The 14403-nt window shown below is 69.9% G+C and carries 12 protein-coding genes; 6 read left to right on the top strand and 6 right to left on the bottom strand.

Annotated features, from left to right (window positions below; all coding sequences use genetic code 11):
- The first annotated feature begins 153 nt into the window (after window positions 1–153).
- Window positions 154–1791, top strand: a complete 1638-nt coding sequence (locus U9J23_RS05450; RefSeq protein WP_272267722.1) for a fatty acyl-AMP ligase — start codon at window positions 154–156, stop codon at window positions 1789–1791.
- Window positions 1792–1824: 33 nt separating this feature from the next.
- On the opposite strand, the gene pth is transcribed toward U9J23_RS05450, so the two are convergent.
- The 3 genes from pth to U9J23_RS05465 form a co-directional block, all read right to left on the bottom strand.
- Window positions 1825–2397 (bottom strand): aminoacyl-tRNA hydrolase, encoded by a 573-nt coding sequence (gene pth, locus U9J23_RS05455; protein WP_059381761.1) that lies wholly within the window; start codon window positions 2395–2397, stop codon window positions 1825–1827.
- 95 nt (window positions 2398–2492) lie between these two features.
- Window positions 2493–3101, bottom strand: coding sequence for a 50S ribosomal protein L25/general stress protein Ctc (locus tag U9J23_RS05460; RefSeq protein ID WP_272267725.1), 609 nt, complete (start codon window positions 3099–3101; stop codon window positions 2493–2495).
- Between the two features lie 218 nt (window positions 3102–3319).
- Complete coding sequence (locus U9J23_RS05465; RefSeq protein ID WP_145708430.1) at window positions 3320–4498, bottom strand: aminotransferase class V-fold PLP-dependent enzyme; 1179 nt, start codon at window positions 4496–4498, stop codon at window positions 3320–3322.
- Between the two features lie 154 nt (window positions 4499–4652).
- Here U9J23_RS05465 and egtA point away from each other — a divergent pair, with 154 nt between their 5' ends.
- The 5 genes from egtA (at window position 4653) to U9J23_RS05490 (ending at window position 10157) form a co-directional block, all read left to right on the top strand.
- On the top strand, window positions 4653–5882 hold the full coding sequence (gene egtA, locus U9J23_RS05470) for an ergothioneine biosynthesis glutamate--cysteine ligase EgtA (RefSeq protein WP_326601769.1): 1230 nt from the start codon (window positions 4653–4655) through the stop codon (window positions 5880–5882).
- On the top strand, window positions 5879–7171 hold the full coding sequence (gene egtB, locus U9J23_RS05475; protein ID WP_059381631.1) for an ergothioneine biosynthesis protein EgtB: 1293 nt from the start codon (window positions 5879–5881) through the stop codon (window positions 7169–7171). Before egtA ends, egtB begins: the two co-directional genes overlap by 4 nt.
- On the top strand, window positions 7164–7913 hold the full coding sequence (gene egtC / locus U9J23_RS05480; protein ID WP_059381630.1) for an ergothioneine biosynthesis protein EgtC: 750 nt from the start codon (window positions 7164–7166) through the stop codon (window positions 7911–7913). The genes egtB and egtC overlap by 8 nt, the downstream gene beginning before the upstream one ends.
- Complete coding sequence (gene egtD, locus U9J23_RS05485; RefSeq protein WP_059381629.1) at window positions 7910–8866, top strand: L-histidine N(alpha)-methyltransferase; 957 nt, start codon at window positions 7910–7912, stop codon at window positions 8864–8866. The genes egtC and egtD overlap by 4 nt, the downstream gene beginning before the upstream one ends.
- Before the next feature lie 64 nt (window positions 8867–8930).
- Window positions 8931–10157, top strand: a complete 1227-nt coding sequence (locus U9J23_RS05490; protein ID WP_085468949.1) for an MFS transporter — start codon at window positions 8931–8933, stop codon at window positions 10155–10157.
- Here the strand turns inward: U9J23_RS05490 and U9J23_RS05495 are convergent.
- The 3 genes from U9J23_RS05495 to U9J23_RS05505 form a co-directional block, all read right to left on the bottom strand.
- The gene (locus U9J23_RS05495; protein ID WP_283480198.1) at window positions 10126–12714 is read right to left on the bottom strand and encodes a helix-turn-helix transcriptional regulator; all 2589 of its coding nucleotides are present in this window, start codon (window positions 12712–12714) and stop codon (window positions 10126–10128) included. The two genes, U9J23_RS05490 and U9J23_RS05495, sit on opposite strands and share 32 nt — an antisense overlap.
- Window positions 12715–12933: 219 nt before the next feature.
- A complete protein-coding gene (locus U9J23_RS05500) occupies window positions 12934–13611 on the bottom strand; it encodes a hypothetical protein (RefSeq protein ID WP_059381627.1) in 678 nt (225 codons plus the stop codon).
- 156 nt (window positions 13612–13767) lie between these two features.
- The gene (locus U9J23_RS05505; protein ID WP_059381626.1) at window positions 13768–14397 is read right to left on the bottom strand and encodes a DUF2461 domain-containing protein; all 630 of its coding nucleotides are present in this window, start codon (window positions 14395–14397) and stop codon (window positions 13768–13770) included.
- Window positions 14398–14403 lie beyond the last annotated feature (6 nt).

The following is a 14403-nucleotide window of genomic DNA, read 5'->3' on the forward strand; positions in this document are numbered from 1 at the left end:
TCGTCCATGTTACTCGGCGATTCGGTGTCGATTTCCGCCAGATTCGATCACGTTTCCCCGAGGCCGCGCCATCCCGACCCCTCGAAGGCGCACGCTGATGTGCAACTACCGGATCTTGATCGAGGTCGTGCACCACCGGACGAGGAGCGGGTCGTGAGCAGGTTCACCGAGGAGATGTACGCGACGGCGGAGTCGGACACCGGGGCTCTGATCACCGGCGAACCGGATACGCCGCTGCGGCAGAGCTGGGGACGGATCCACCGTCAGGCCCGCCGCATGGCCGGCGCACTGGCTGCGGCGGGTATCGGACCCGGCGACGCGGTGGGCGTCCTCGCAGGCCAACCGGTGGACATCGCACCGGTCTGCCAGGCCGTGTGGATGCGCGGCGGAAGCGTGACGATGCTGCACCAGCCCACCCCGCGCACCGACCTGCAGATGTGGTCGCACGACACCGAGGTGGTGCTGCAGATGATCGACGCCCGGGCCGTCGTGCTCGGCGCACCCTTCGAGATCGCGGAGCCGCTGTTGCGCGAACGCGGCATCTCCGTCGTCACCGTGGAGCGGATGCGGGAGGGGAAGCCCGTCGATCCCGTCGACACGGCGGAGTCCGACATCGTGCTGCAGCAACTGACGTCCGGGTCCACCGGCTCGCCGAAGGCGGTGCGGATCACGCACGGCAACTTCTACGCCAACGCGACGGCGATGATGGACCGCGTCAAGTTCTCGCTCGACGACGACGTCATGATCAGCTGGCTGCCGCTGTTCCACGACATGGGCATGGTGGCCTTCCTCAGCGTCCCCATGCAGGTGGGCGCCGAGGTCGTGTCGGTCACGCCGCTGGACTTCCTGCGCTCGCCGATCCTGTGGGCGGAGCTGATCAGCAAGTACCACGGAACGCTCACCGCAGCACCGAATTTCGCGTACTCCTTGTTGGCCCGGAAGTTGTCGCAGGCGCCGGACGGCGCGCTCGACCTGTCGTCGATGCGCTGGATGTGGAACGGCGCCGAGCCGGTCGATCCCGACACGATGGAGGCCCTCGCGGAGGCCGGGGAGCGCTTCGGTCTCGACCCGTCCGCCCTCGCGCCCTCCTACGGGATGGCCGAGACCACGCTCGCGGTGTCGGTCCCCGATCCGGGACGCGGGATGGTGCTCGACGTGGTGGACCCCGACCTGCTCGAGGCCGGCGGGATGGCCGTGCCGACCAACCGCACCCACGCGCGCCGCATGCCCACCCTCGGCCGTCTCGTGGCCGGTCTCGAGGGCCGGGTCGTCGGCCGTGACGGACAGGTGCTGCCGCCCCGCGGCGTGGGCATCATCCAGTTGCGCGGCGAGGCCGTCACGCACGGCTATCTCACCGTGGACGGGCCCGTACCCGCGCAGGACGCCGACGGCTGGCTCGACACCGGCGACGCGGGTTACTTCACCGAGGAAGGGCTCGTCGTGGTGTGCGGCCGGGTGAAGGACGTCATCATCATGGGCGGCCGCAACATCTATCCCACCGACATCGAACGAGCGGCGGGGACCGTCGACGGCGTGCGTCCCGGCAACGCCGTCGCCATCCGGCTCGACGCGGGGGACAAGCGGGAATCGTTCGCGGTGGCGGTGGAGACCAAACTCTTCGACCATCCGGACGAGGTGCGCCGCATCGAACACGACGTCGTGCACGCGGTGGTCGCCGAGGTGGGCGTGCGGCCCCGCACGGTCGCGGTGCTCGGCCCCGGCAGCATCCCGAAGACCTCCTCGGGCAAGCTGCGTCGCGGCACCTCGCTGGCGTTGCTGACGCGAGCCTGACCTCACGCACGCCTCCTCGGCGGAGGCGGGTGGTCAGTGGATGCGGTTCTGGGCGCCTTCGAGACCGAGCTTCAGCAGCAGTTCGACGGCGTCGGCGCCTTCCTCGCACCACACGTCGAGTTCCTTGCGTTCGGTGGCCGAGAACGGCTTGAGCACGAAGTCGGCGGGATCCTGGCGGCCGGGCGGGCGGCCGATGCCCATCCGGACCCGCAGGTAGTCCTTGGTGCCGAGCGCCGACGAGGTGGACCGCAGGCCGTTGTGCCCGTTCTCACCACCGCCAAGCTTGAGCCGGATCGTCCCGAAGTCCAGGTCGAGTTCATCGTGCACGACGATCACGTTCGCGGGATCGACCGAGAAGAACTTGGCAAGGGAGGCGACCGGGCCGCCGGACAGGTTCATGTAGGTGCGCGGCTTCGCGATGATCACCTGCCGCCCGTCGAGCCGGGCCTGCACGATGTCGGCGTTGCTGCGCTTGTGCGCGGAGAACTTGCCGCCGACGCGTCCGGCCAGCACGTCGACCACCATGAATCCGATGTTGTGCCGGGTGTTCTCGTACTTCGGGCCGGGGTTGCCGAGACCGACCACGAGCGCGGCGTCGTCGCCCACGAACTGATCCTTCCGTGCATTCGAACGACGTGCGGCGCGCCACCCCGAAGGGATGACGCGCCGCACGAGTGACTTCACAGGGAGCCGGTGATGGCTCAGGCCTCCTCGGAGGTCTCTTCGGCGGTCTCTTCGCCCTCGGCGCCTTCCATGGCGTCGGCGGAGGGAGCCTCGACGATGTTCACGAGCAGCAGCTCGGGATCGTCCTGCAGGGTCGCGCCGGCGGGCAGCTCGACGCCACCGGCCAGGATCTGGGTGCCGGCCTCGGCGCCCTCGATCGAGACGGTGATCTCCTCGGGGATGTTCAGGGCGTCGGCCTCGAGCTTGATGGTGTTGACCTCGTTGACCACCAGCGTGCCGGAGCCGGCCTCACCGGCGAGGACGACGGGCACCTCGACGGTGACCTTCTCGCCCTTCTTCACGACGAGCAGGTCGGCGTGCTCGATGTAGCGGCGGATGGGGTGGACGACGACCGACTTGGTCAGCGCGAGCTGGTCCTCGCCGTCGATGTCGAGGGTGAGGATGGCGTTGGTGCCGTGGTTACGCAGCACGGCTGCGAACTCGAGGTCGGGGAGGGCGAGGTGCCGGGGCTCGGTGCCGTGGCCGTAGAGGACGGCGGGGACCTGGCCGGCGCGACGGGCGCGGCGTGCGGCACCCTTGCCGAACTCGGTGCGGACGCTGGCTACGAGACGATTCTCGTCGGACATGATGTGACGGCTCCTACGCTGGTGGCACTTCGTGGTCGGGTGTTCTCGAACGAACGGATCCGACACGTGCGACCGGGGAGCACATTGCTTCCGTCGCAGCCGCGTCGATCACGGTGATCCAGCGATATTGCGGTTCACCCTCGCCGAGACAACTCGAACCACTTTACCGGACGACGTCGAGCGGGGACAAACAGCCCTGTCGTCGGCCCGCGCGAGCTTCACGAGCGGGCGATGTCGTGCACCGAGGCGAGGAACCTGTCGACGTCGGCGGGGGAGACGAAGTAGTGGGGCGACGCCCGCACCACCGACTGCAGGTCGCGCGAGGTCATGTCCAGCAACGTCGAGCTGCGGTTGCTGACCGTGACCGTCACCGACCGCTCGGCCAGGGCGTCGCGGACCTCCTGCGGGTCGCGGCCGTCCACGGTGAACGAGACGATGCCGCTGCGCTGCTCGCCGAGATCGGTGACGGTCACGCCGTCGATGCCGGCGAGCCCGTCGCGCACGTGCCCGGCCCGGTAGGCCACCGCCTCGGACACGGCGTCGACACCCAGGTCGAGGAGGTAGTCCACGGCAGCGCCGAGCCCGAGCCTGGCCGCCACCCCGGCCTCCCACATCTCGAAGCGGGTGGCGTCCGGGGCGAGTTCGTAGCTGTCGGCCGAGGTCCACGAGGCACTGTGCAGGTCGAGCACGGCCGGTTCGAGTTCGGTCACCAGTCGTGGGCGCACGTAGAGGAACCCGGTGCCGCGCGGACCGCGGAGCCACTTGCGCCCGGTGCCCGACAGCGCGTCGACGTCGAGTTCGGGCACGCTCACCGGCAGCTGCCCCACCGACTGGCACGCGTCGAGCAGCACGAGCGCCCCGACCGCGTGCGCGGCGTCGGCGATCTCCCGGACGGGGTTGACCAGCCCGCCGTTGGTGGGGGCGTGCACGACGGACACGAGCCGCACCCGTTCGTCGAGCATCCCCTCGAGTGCCTCGACGTCGATGCGACCGGACGGATCGGACGGAACGACCTCGACGGTGGCGCCGGTCGCCCGCGCGCGCTGCAGCGCGGCGATCGCGTTCGCGGCGTATTCGGCCTGCGAGATCAGGATGCGGTCGCCGGGTCGCAGCGGCACGGCGTAGAAGAAGGACGTCCATGCCCGCGAGGCCCCGTCGGACAGTGCGACGGAGGTCTCCGGCACGTCGAACAGGCGACCGAGCGAGGTCTTCACGGCCGTCAGGTCGTCGAGCCGCTCGTCGGCCGCCACGTACCCGCCGACCTCGGCCTCTCGGCGCAGGTGCGCGAGCATCGTCTCGAGCACCGGCGTCGGCGGCAGCGACGAGCCGGCGCTGTCGAGGAAGACCCGGTCGAAGCATCCCGGTGTGTCGCGTCGGGCCGCCTGAAGGTCCAGCACGGACCCCTCACCTCCTCGGTCGTCCGTATCGTCGGGGTCGAGCCTGCCCGGTGGAGTGGGTTCGCGCACGCACCGGTGCGTTATCCGCGCGTCGTGTCCCCGACCGGGTTAGTCTCGACCGCAGACCTGGCGCACCGGCCGAGGGGGTGGACGAATGGCAATGGCAGTCGATGCCGCAGCCTTCCGTGCCCGTAAGGAAATCGGCTCCCGAGCAGCAGCGGAGGACCACGTCCGCAGCAGGGCGTTCCGGCTGGGAATCCCCAGGTTGATCGGGGTCGAACTCGAATGGCTCACCGCGCGGGCCGACGGCACCGAATCGCGTCCCGAACTCACGACGCTCGTCGAGGCCCTCGGGCCGCACGCGCCGCGCGCGGTGGCCCCGTCGTCGTCCGCCCGTCCGCTGCCGTCGGGCAGCGCGGTCAGCGTCGAGCCGGGTGGTCAGGTCGAACTGTCGAGCGTGCCGTGCATCTCGGCACGGCAGGTGTGCGATCGGCTCACGGCCGACCTCCGCATGCTCCGTGCGTTGCTGGCCCGCCGGTCGGTGATCATGCTCGACCGCGCCGCTGATGAGGTGCGGCCTCCCCACCGTCTGCTGCGCACCCCGCGCTACGGGGCGATGGAACTCCGCTACGACCGGATCGGCCCGATGGGCCGGTTGATGATGAACAGCACTGCGTCCGTTCAGGTTTCCGTCGACGCGGGACGCGACGAGCGGGAGATCGTGCAGCGCTGGGAGTTGCTCCACGCCATCGGCCCGGCGATGATCGCGGCCTTCGCGTGCTCGCCCCGGCTGCGAGGTGCTCCGGAGGGCGACTGGGCATCGCAGCGGATGCGCACGTGGCTCGAACTCGATCCCGCCCTCGGCCACGTCGACCATCCCGCCGACTACCCCGCATGGGTGCTCGACGCACCGCTGACCTGCGTGCGTTCGGAAATGCCCGAATGGTACGCACCGCCCGGCGCCACCTTCGCGGCGTGGCTCGCGGGCGAGCTCGACGCCGACATCCGCCGCCGACCCACCGTCGACGACCTCGACTACCACATGACGACGCTGTTCCCGCCCGTTCGTCCGTGCGGGCATCTCGAGGTGCGCTATCTCGACGCGCAGCCGGCCGAGTCGTGGCAGGTGCCCGTCGCGGCTCTCGAGGCGTTGCTGTCGGCGCCCGAGGTCTCCGCGGAGGCGTGCGCGATCGCCGCGCCGGTGCGCGACCAGTGGGCCGAGGCGGCCCGCGTCGGCCTCGTCTCACTCGAATTACGTGCTGCCGCAGCAGGTCTGCTCTCGCTCGCGGCGGAGTCCTCCCGCGACATGCGGTTCACCGCGGCGCTCGACGCGGCCGCAGCACGGTGCCTGCGCGGATTGGCGCCGGGTGAGGAGGTGCGGTGACACCTGCTCGTGTTGCGCTCAGGCGTCACCTCGAGCGGGCGCGTGCCCGCACCGAGGTGCTCACCTCCGTGCCGGAACAGGATCTCACCGCACAACATTCGCCGCTGATGAGCCCGCTGGTGTGGGATCTCGCGCACATCGCCAACCAGGAGGAGCGCTGGCTCGTGCGGGTCGCGGGCAGGCGCCCTGCGGTCCGCGGCGACATCGACGATCTCTACGACGCGTTCCGGCATCCCCGCGCGACCCGCACGGGGCTGCCGCTGCTCGACCCCGAGGCCGCCCGCGGCTACGCGCGTGCCGTCCGTGATCTCACCTGGGACGTGCTCGAGCACAGTGCATTCGACGACGAGCTGACCCGCGAGGGTTTCGTCTTCGCGATGGTCGCGCAGCACGAACAGCAGCACGACGAGACGATGCTCGCGACACACCAACTGCGACAGGGTCCGCCGCTGCTCGACGCGCCGGAAGCGCCGCGCACCGGAACCGTCCGCGACACCGAACGCGTCCGGATCCCCGCCGGCGCATTCGAGATGGGGACGTCCACCGATCCGTGGGCCCTCGACAACGAACGCCCGGCGCATGTCGTGGAGGTGCCGGAGTTCGAACTCGACGCCGTGCCCGTCACCAACCGTCGGTACCTCGAGTTCATCGAGGACGGTGGCTACGAGCGGCCCGAACTGTGGAGCGAGGTGGGCCGGCAGCACCGCCTCGACGCCGGTCTCGAGGCCCCGCAGTTCTGGAGTCGCGACGAAACCGGATGGAGCCGAACGGCCTTCGGTCGTACCGCGCCGCTGAACCCGGACGAGCCGGTCGTGCACGTGTGCTTCCACGAGGCCGAGGCGTTCGCCCGCTGGGTCGGTGGGCGTCTTCCGACCGAGGCCGAATGGGAGAAGGCGGCGCGCTGGGATCCGGCCACCGGACGCAGCCGCCGATTCCCCTGGGGCGACGAGGATCCCGGTCCCGGACACGCCAATCTCGGTCAGCGTCATCTCGGTCCCGCCGTGGTCGGCGCGTATCCGGAGGGGGCGTCGCCGCTCGGGGTGCATCAGCTGATCGGCGACGTGTGGGAGTGGACGTCCACGCCGTTCACCGGCTATCCGGGCTTCCGTGCGTTCCCCTACCGCGAGTACTCGGAGGTCTTCTTCGGCGACGGACACCGGGTGCTGCGCGGAGGATCGTTCGGGACCGACGAGGTCGCGTGCCGCGGAACCTTCCGCAACTGGGACCTGCCCGTCCGTCGTCAGATCTTCGCCGGGTTCCGCGTCGCATACGGGACGGGCGATGTGTAGACACCTGGCGTACATCGGGCCGGAGACGAACGTCGCCGCACTGCTGTCCACCGGAACCAATTCGCTGCTCCGCCAGTCGTGGTCGCCCACCGACATGCGTGGGGGAGGCACGATCAACGCCGACGGTTTCGGTGTCGGATGGTGGAGTGCCGAGGGCACCTTCGGGCGTTACCGGTCGGCGTTGCCGATCTGGTCCGATCCCTTCCTCGGTGAGGGTCTGACGTCGATACGGTCGCGCACCGTCGTCGCCGCGACCCGCTCGGCCACCGAGGGGATGCCCGTCGAACGGTCGGCAGCCGCGCCCTTCTCCGACGACCGGTGGGCGTTCAGTCTCAACGGTGTCGTCCGGGGCTGGCCGGGATCACTCGTCACCCTCGCCGCCGCACTGCCCGTCGCCGAACTGCTGCGGCTCGAATCGCCGACCGACGCCGCCACGCTGTGGCTCCTGCTGCAGTCGCGGCTGCGCTCGGCCGACCCCGAACCGGCGCTGATCTCACTCGTCCACGACGTGCTCGAACTCGCACCGGACTCGCGGCTGAACATGTTGCTGTGCAACGAGTCCGGGATCTGGGCGACCGCCTGGTACCACTCGCTGTGGACGTTCGTCGACGAGCAGGTCGCGATCGTGGCATCCGAACCGTTCGACGACGACAGCCGCTGGAAACCCGTACCCGACCGGCATCTCGTCGCCGCGATGCCGGGCAAACTCATCGTCTCACCACTGGAGGTCGGCTCACCGTGATCGTCGACGTGCACCTGCGCCCCGAGGACCTCGACGCCAAACTGCGCGAGGACGCACGGCGCGGACTCACGTCCGATCCCAAGTACCTGTTGCCGACCTGGCTGTACGACGCGCGGGGCAGCGAACTGTTCGACGAGATCACGCGACTGCCCGAGTACTATCCGACGCGCACCGAATTCGCACTGCTGCGACAGCACGCCGCCGACTTCGCCGACGCCGCCCGCCCCGAGATGCTCGTCGAACTCGGCTCCGGGTCGTCCGAGAAGACGCACGTGCTGCTCGACGCCCTCGAGCCGTATCTCCACACCTACGTACCGCAGGACGTCTCCGAACCGGCGTTGCGGTCGGCCGTCGCCCGCTTGGCGGCGGAGTATCCGAACCTGACGGTGCACGGGGTGGTCGGCGACTTCACCGATTCGCTCGCGCATCTCCCTGCCGGCGGGAAGCGCGCGATCGCGTTCCTCGGCGGCACGATCGGCAACCTCGTCCCGAGCGAACGCGCACAGTTCCTCGCCGGGACCGCCGCGATCCTCCACCCCGGCGAGTGGCTGCTGCTCGGGGCGGGGCTCGTCATCGACCGCGACACCCTGATCGCCGCCTACGACGACGCGGCCGGCGTGACGGCGGAGTTCGACCGGAACGTCCTGCGGGTGCTCAACGCCCGGCTCGGCGCCGACTTCGATCCCGCCCGGTTCGTACACCGCGCCGTCTGGGACCCGGAGAACGAGTGGATCGAGATGCGCCTCGAGGCGACCGAGGCGATGGACGTGACGATCCCGGGCCTCGATCTGCAGATCTCCTTCGCGGAGGGTGAGCAGATCCGGACCGAGATCTCCGCGAAGTTCCGTCTCGTCGGTATCTCGCAGGAACTCGCCGATGCGGGATTCGTCGTCCGGCACGAATGGGTGGATCCGGACGGACGGTTCGTCCTGCTCGCCGCCTCCCGGGAGTAGTCCTCGAAAGGCGGCCGACGAGCCGATTCGACTTCCGCCGCGCCCACACGGGACGCTGGAGGACATGGCGTCCTCCCGTCCCGTCCTGACGACCCCGGTCCTGTTGCTCATGGCCGTGGCGACGGGTCTGTGCGTGGGTGGCAACTACTTCAACCAGCCGCTGCTCGACTCCATCGCCGAAGCACTGGACACCTCCCGATCGGCCGCCGCCTCCACCGTGACGGTCGCGCAGGTCGCCTACGCTCTCGGCCTGCTGTTCCTCGTGCCGCTCGGCGACATGTTCCCGCAGCGGCGGCTGGCGGTGATGCTCATGCTGGCCGCGGCGGCGGGGCAGGGGCTGAGCGGATTCGCGCCGAACATCGGGGTGCTCGTGGTGGGCACCGCTGTCGCCGGTCTGTTCTCGGTGGCCGCGCAGGTGCTGGTGCCGTTCGCGGCGACCCTCGCGACGCCGGAATCGAGGGGTCGCGCGGTCGGCACCGTGATGAGCGGGCTGCTCGTCGGGATCCTCGTGGCCCGGAGCGTCGCGGGCATCCTCGCCGAACTCGGCGACAGCTGGACGACGGTCTACCGGGTGAGCGCGGTCGCGATGGTGATCGTGGCGCTCGCGTTGTGGCGGGTGCTGCCGGCGACGCCACCGGTGGTCCGTCAGGGTTACGGCAGCACGCTGCGATCCCTCGGGACGTTGATCGTCACGCATCCTCGCCTGCGCACCCGGACGCTGCTCGGCGGGCTGGGTTTCGCGTCGGTGGGCGCGCTGTTCTCGACGATGGCGTTCCTGCTGTCCGACCCGCCCTTCGGCCTCGACGACCTGCAGATCGGTCTCGTGGGGCTGGCCGGGGTGGCCGGTGCGTTCGCCGCGACCGCGGCGGGCCGGCTCGTCGACCGCGGCTACGGACCGCCGACGACGGCGGTGGGAGTGTTCACGCTGATCGCGTCGTGGGCGGCGCTCGCGGCGGGTGCGAGCTCGCTGGTGTGGTTCGTCGTCGGGATGCTCGTCGTCGACCTCGCGCTCAACCTCGTGCACATCACCAACCAGAACATCGTGTACGCCCTCGACCCCGAGGCCCGCTCGCGCGTCAATTCCGTCTACATGACGGGCTACTTCATCGGTGCGGCTTCCGGTTCGGCGCTCGGCACGATGGCGTGGAGCGCCGGCGGGTGGACCGCGGTGTGTGTGCTCGGTGTCGGATTGGCGGCGCTCGCGGGCGTCGTGTGGGCGCTCGATCTTCGGCTCGCCGCCCGGATGCGTGCGCGTTCGGCTACAGCGACCGGCGGACCGGCAGCAGCCTGAGATCGCGCGCCCGGCCGATCGCTTCCACCCGCGTGTGCACGCCGAGCTTGCGGTAGATGCTGCGCAACTGGGTCTTGATCGTGTTGTGCGAGACGAACAACTTCTTCGCGATGTCGGCGTGCGTCGATCCCAGCGCCAGCAACTCCAGCACGTTCGTCTCCCGCCGGGACAGTTCGACATGGGTGACCGGTTCGGTGAAGACGGACCCGATCGCCTCGTCCGGGACGGTGAGACCGCCGAGCTCCGCGAGACGCCCGGCGACACCCTCGGCCAGAGTGGTGAAGGCGCGGCGGTTGCCGAGGGCCTCGGCGAGCGTGCAGGCCCGCTGCCAGCTGCGGACCGCGGCGTCCTTCTCGTCGAGATCGAGGTGGGCGCTCGCCTCGACGAGCAACGCCTCGACATGTGCGCGCGGGAAGCCGCACTCCGTCCACGGAACACGCTTGAGCTTCTTGAGCGCGACCTCCGGATGACCGGTGAACAGTTCGACACGCGCGTTCGTCACCACGAGCATCGGATGGTTCTGTGGCGACTCCTCGGCGAGGGCGCGCGCGAGGTTGCCGTTGCCGAGCGCCAGCTGCAGGTCGATCTCGGCAGCCCCGAGCAGGATGCGCGAGAACGCGCCGCGGTCGAACAGATCGTGGTGCGAGGCGATGAGCCGGTGCAGTTCGGTGAGTCCGTCGTAGGCGTTGCCCGCCGCCAGGTTGTAGTAGGCCCGGCAGTAGGCGACGAATCCCCAGAGTTCCTCCGAGACCCGCGGGACACCGAGCTCGTCGAGATATCCGACGGCACGGTCGAGCTCGAGCGAGTCGAGGTGGACGAGCGCGGACGCCACGCGGCCACCCACCTTGACCATCTCGCCCCAGCGACCCTCGGTGGGCTCGGCGTTGCTCTCGATGCGCAGCCATTCCCGGGCGCGCGGATTGTCGCCCGTCACCGCCCAGTTCAGCGCCGAGCTGCCCGCGGCGTTCTGGATGACGAAGGCGATGTTCGCGGCGTACGCACCGCGGTAGGCGCGGCGGAAGACGGTGGTGGACTCGGTCAGATGTCCGGCGAGCTGGAGCGTGATCGCCCACTGGACGCGCAGCAGCGGCAGCTGCGGACCGAGATCGTCGGGCCGGTGTTCGAGGATCGAATGGACGAGCGGACGCAACAGCAGCGTCAACCGCGCGGCCTCACCGAATTCGCCCGAGACCCGCAGGGTCAGGGTCTGCACCGTCGCGACGTAGACGGCCTGCGCGGCGCCGGGTGTCTTCCCGAGCTCGGTGAGTTCGTCGGGATCCGCGGGCAGGGAGGCGTGCAGGATCGAATGTTCGTCGAGCATCTGTGTGAACAGCGCGCGACCGGCCTGGACCGACGGATGGTCGCCGAGCTCCTGGTCGGGGATCTGCCGGAGGACCTTGACGAGAACATCGAAGGAGCTGTCGACCATGCGCGCCCAGGATTCCTCGACGATTGCCACGGCGGTCTCCCAGTCGCCGGCCTCGACAGCATAGATCGACGCCTCGGCGGGCCTGCCGGCGTCGCGGTGGGCCTGGGCGAGTTCGACGAGCAGGGCGTCGACACGTCCGGGATGTTCCCGGCGGGAGATGTCGAGCACGCAGGAGCGGACGGCGTCGGGCCACCGCCAGGTCCGGGGATCCTGGAAGGGCGAATCGATCACGAGGCCGGCCGCGGCGAGCGTCGCGAGTGCGGCCTCGGGGTCCGCCGCGCCCGTCAGTTCGGCCGCCCGCTCGGCGGTGACGCTGTGGGCCGCAGCGACGGAGAACGCGAACTCGCGGTGCGCGTCGTCGAGTTCGTCGAGCCGGTTCTCCACATACGTCCGCACGAGGCGGGCCGATGCGGGAGTCGGCAGTCCCCGGGAGTCGATCAGACGCTGGGGCCGGCTCCGGGCGACGGCCGTGGCCGCAGAGACGAGGGTCGGCACACCACCGAGCGCACGGCACACGGCCTCGCACTCGCTGTCGGAGCGCTCCGGTCCGGCGTCGCGCAGCAGTGTCGTCGTCTCCTCGACGGTGAACGCGAGATCGGCGGCCGGGACGTACGTGGAGTCGATCCCGCGGAGGACGACCTCGGTCATGTCGGTGCTGTTTCCCGGCAGGCAGACGATCGCATCGAGCCGGGGGCACCGGTCGAGCAGCCGAAGGGTTGCTTCGAGTACGTCGGCCGAGTTCTGCGGCGACACACAGGCGAGCACGAGCAGGCAGGGCGACCCCAGATCGCGGAAGGTACGGACCACGCGCTCGAACGGGGAATCGTCGGGACCGTCGCCGGCGACCTCGACGGCCGGGTGATCGGCGAGGACCGCGAGCACATGCTCGGGCAGGTCGCCGTCGCCGGACGCGGAGAGTTCGGGAACCCAGACGATCGTGTGGTCGGGTGCGCCGCCCCGATGGAGCCATCCCGCGACGAGTGTCCGCTTGCCGAAGCCCGGGGGAGCGTCGATCACCGTCAGCGTGGAGCACCGGTCGAGACACGCGAACAGTCGGGGTCGCGCCAGAGCCGAGGACAAGGAACGCCACGCGGGTGCACCGACGCGAGGGGAGTCGGAAACACTCACGCGCACTCCTTCGGACAGGCTTCGGCCGGATCCGCGCAGGCGAGAATGCCCGAGCAGTGCCCCCCGACGGCCCTTGGTCGATCACAGACTACCCGGTCCGTTGTCGTGAGGTGGGGTAACGACACCTACTGTGACGTGCGGTAACGACCGCAGCCCCGCACCGGACCGTCGAGCGGACTCGACGGAGCGGGACGGGGCTGCGGTGGTGTGAGCCGGCGACTAGCTGCCGGATGCGCTCAGACGTGCCTTCTCGAGTGCGGCGAGGGTGCGCAGGATCGTGGCCTTCTGCTTCTCCAGATCGCTGCGGCGGGCGCGAGCAGCGAGGCCGCTCTGCTCGGCGACGAGCGCGAGCTGCGCGTCGATCGCGGAGAGCTGATCGAGCAACGCGAGGGCCCGGGTCTGGATCTCCTCGACGTCCACGGCACCCGTCCGGACCGGAGCCGCGGACTTCGCCGGCTTGGACGAAGAGGACGAGCTCCGGGCCGCGGAGGCCGGACGCGTCGACGTCTGCGCGGAGGAACCGGTGTGGCCCTCCGTGATCGCGGCGGCGCGGGGACGCAGTGCCTTGCGCACGAGTGCCGGGTCGGGCTGCTCGGCGAGGCGGATGTCGTTGAGGGCGCGGCGCGCCTCGCGAGCGGCGAGGCGGTGCTCGTACTCCTCCTCGTCGTCGGACTGCAGGGTGCCGCCGATGGGCCGCAGGCCGTACATGCCCATGAACTTGCGGGCCTCGTCGATGACGGCTTCGTGCTTACGGCATGTGGCACAGCGAGGTTCGTTGCGGAAGACCTCGACCGAGTCGGTGTCACCACACCAGACGCACGCACCCGGCGACCATCGTCGGACCGTTCGGATTGTCGCGTTTTCCATAGGGGCTTCGAGAGTTTGCGCGTCGGTCACGAGGTGCCACTTTAGGTGAAAGCCGAGTTACGCAGGGGAGGGGGGTCTCGTACGACCTGCGACGATTCGTGCGGCGTGACGAAGATCATCCCCGTCCCGGCGCGTCCTTCAAACCATTGCGCCACACAGCATTTCCATACCACCCGGTCTGCCGCATCACGTTGCGGTGGCAGCGGTGAGCCAGCGCACCAACGGCCGGAACTCACGCCACGCCGAACGCACCTCCTCGAGGGTGCGCGGACTGTCGATCCACGGCGGGGAGATCTCCGTCCGGCCGGCCCACAGGGACCGGTGACGCATGAGTTCGATGCGGGGATGATCGGCGTCCACGCCCCGCGGCCGGGACTTCAGCCGGTCGCCACCGATCTCGTATCCCGCGCGCTCCAGCCTGCGCACGATCCTCCGGAGCTCGGGGCCGCGACGGCCGTGGTCGACCCCGGCCCGGTAACCGGCGATCTGATCGGACGAACCGTGGAACAGGCCGGCGGCGACCCGCAACCCGGCGGCGTTTATCTCGACGTAGTAGCCGACGCTCTGCGCGACGGAGACGAATCCGCCCTGATGGGTCTTGTACGGCAGCTTGTCCTTGCTGAACCGCACGTCACGGTACGGGCGGAATGCCTTGCCCTCCCCGAACTCCTCCTCGAGTTCCGCGAGCAGGGCAAGCATCGGGCCGCGCACGCAGTCGTCGTAGACGGCCTTGTGCGCGGCCCAGAATGCTTTGCTGTTGTCGGCCTCGAGATCGTCGTAGAAGTCGAGGGCCGCGACGGGAAATCCGGTGAACACCCGGAC

It is taken from the genome of Rhodococcus sp. PD04 (assembly GCF_035918275.1).
Lineage (GTDB): Bacteria > Actinomycetota > Actinomycetes > Mycobacteriales > Mycobacteriaceae > Rhodococcus > Rhodococcus rhodochrous.

Coding starts and splice junctions, on each gene's coding strand:
- U9J23_RS05460 (WP_272267725.1), bottom strand. CDS start 3,101: ATGTCCGACGAGAATCGTCTCGTAGCCAGCGTCCGCACCGAGTTCGGC.
- egtA (WP_326601769.1), top strand. CDS start 4,653: ATGGCAATGGCAGTCGATGCCGCAGCCTTCCGTGCCCGTAAGGAAATC.
- egtC (WP_059381630.1), top strand. CDS start 7,164: ATGTGTAGACACCTGGCGTACATCGGGCCGGAGACGAACGTCGCCGCA.
- U9J23_RS05490 (WP_085468949.1), top strand. CDS start 8,931: ATGGCGTCCTCCCGTCCCGTCCTGACGACCCCGGTCCTGTTGCTCATG.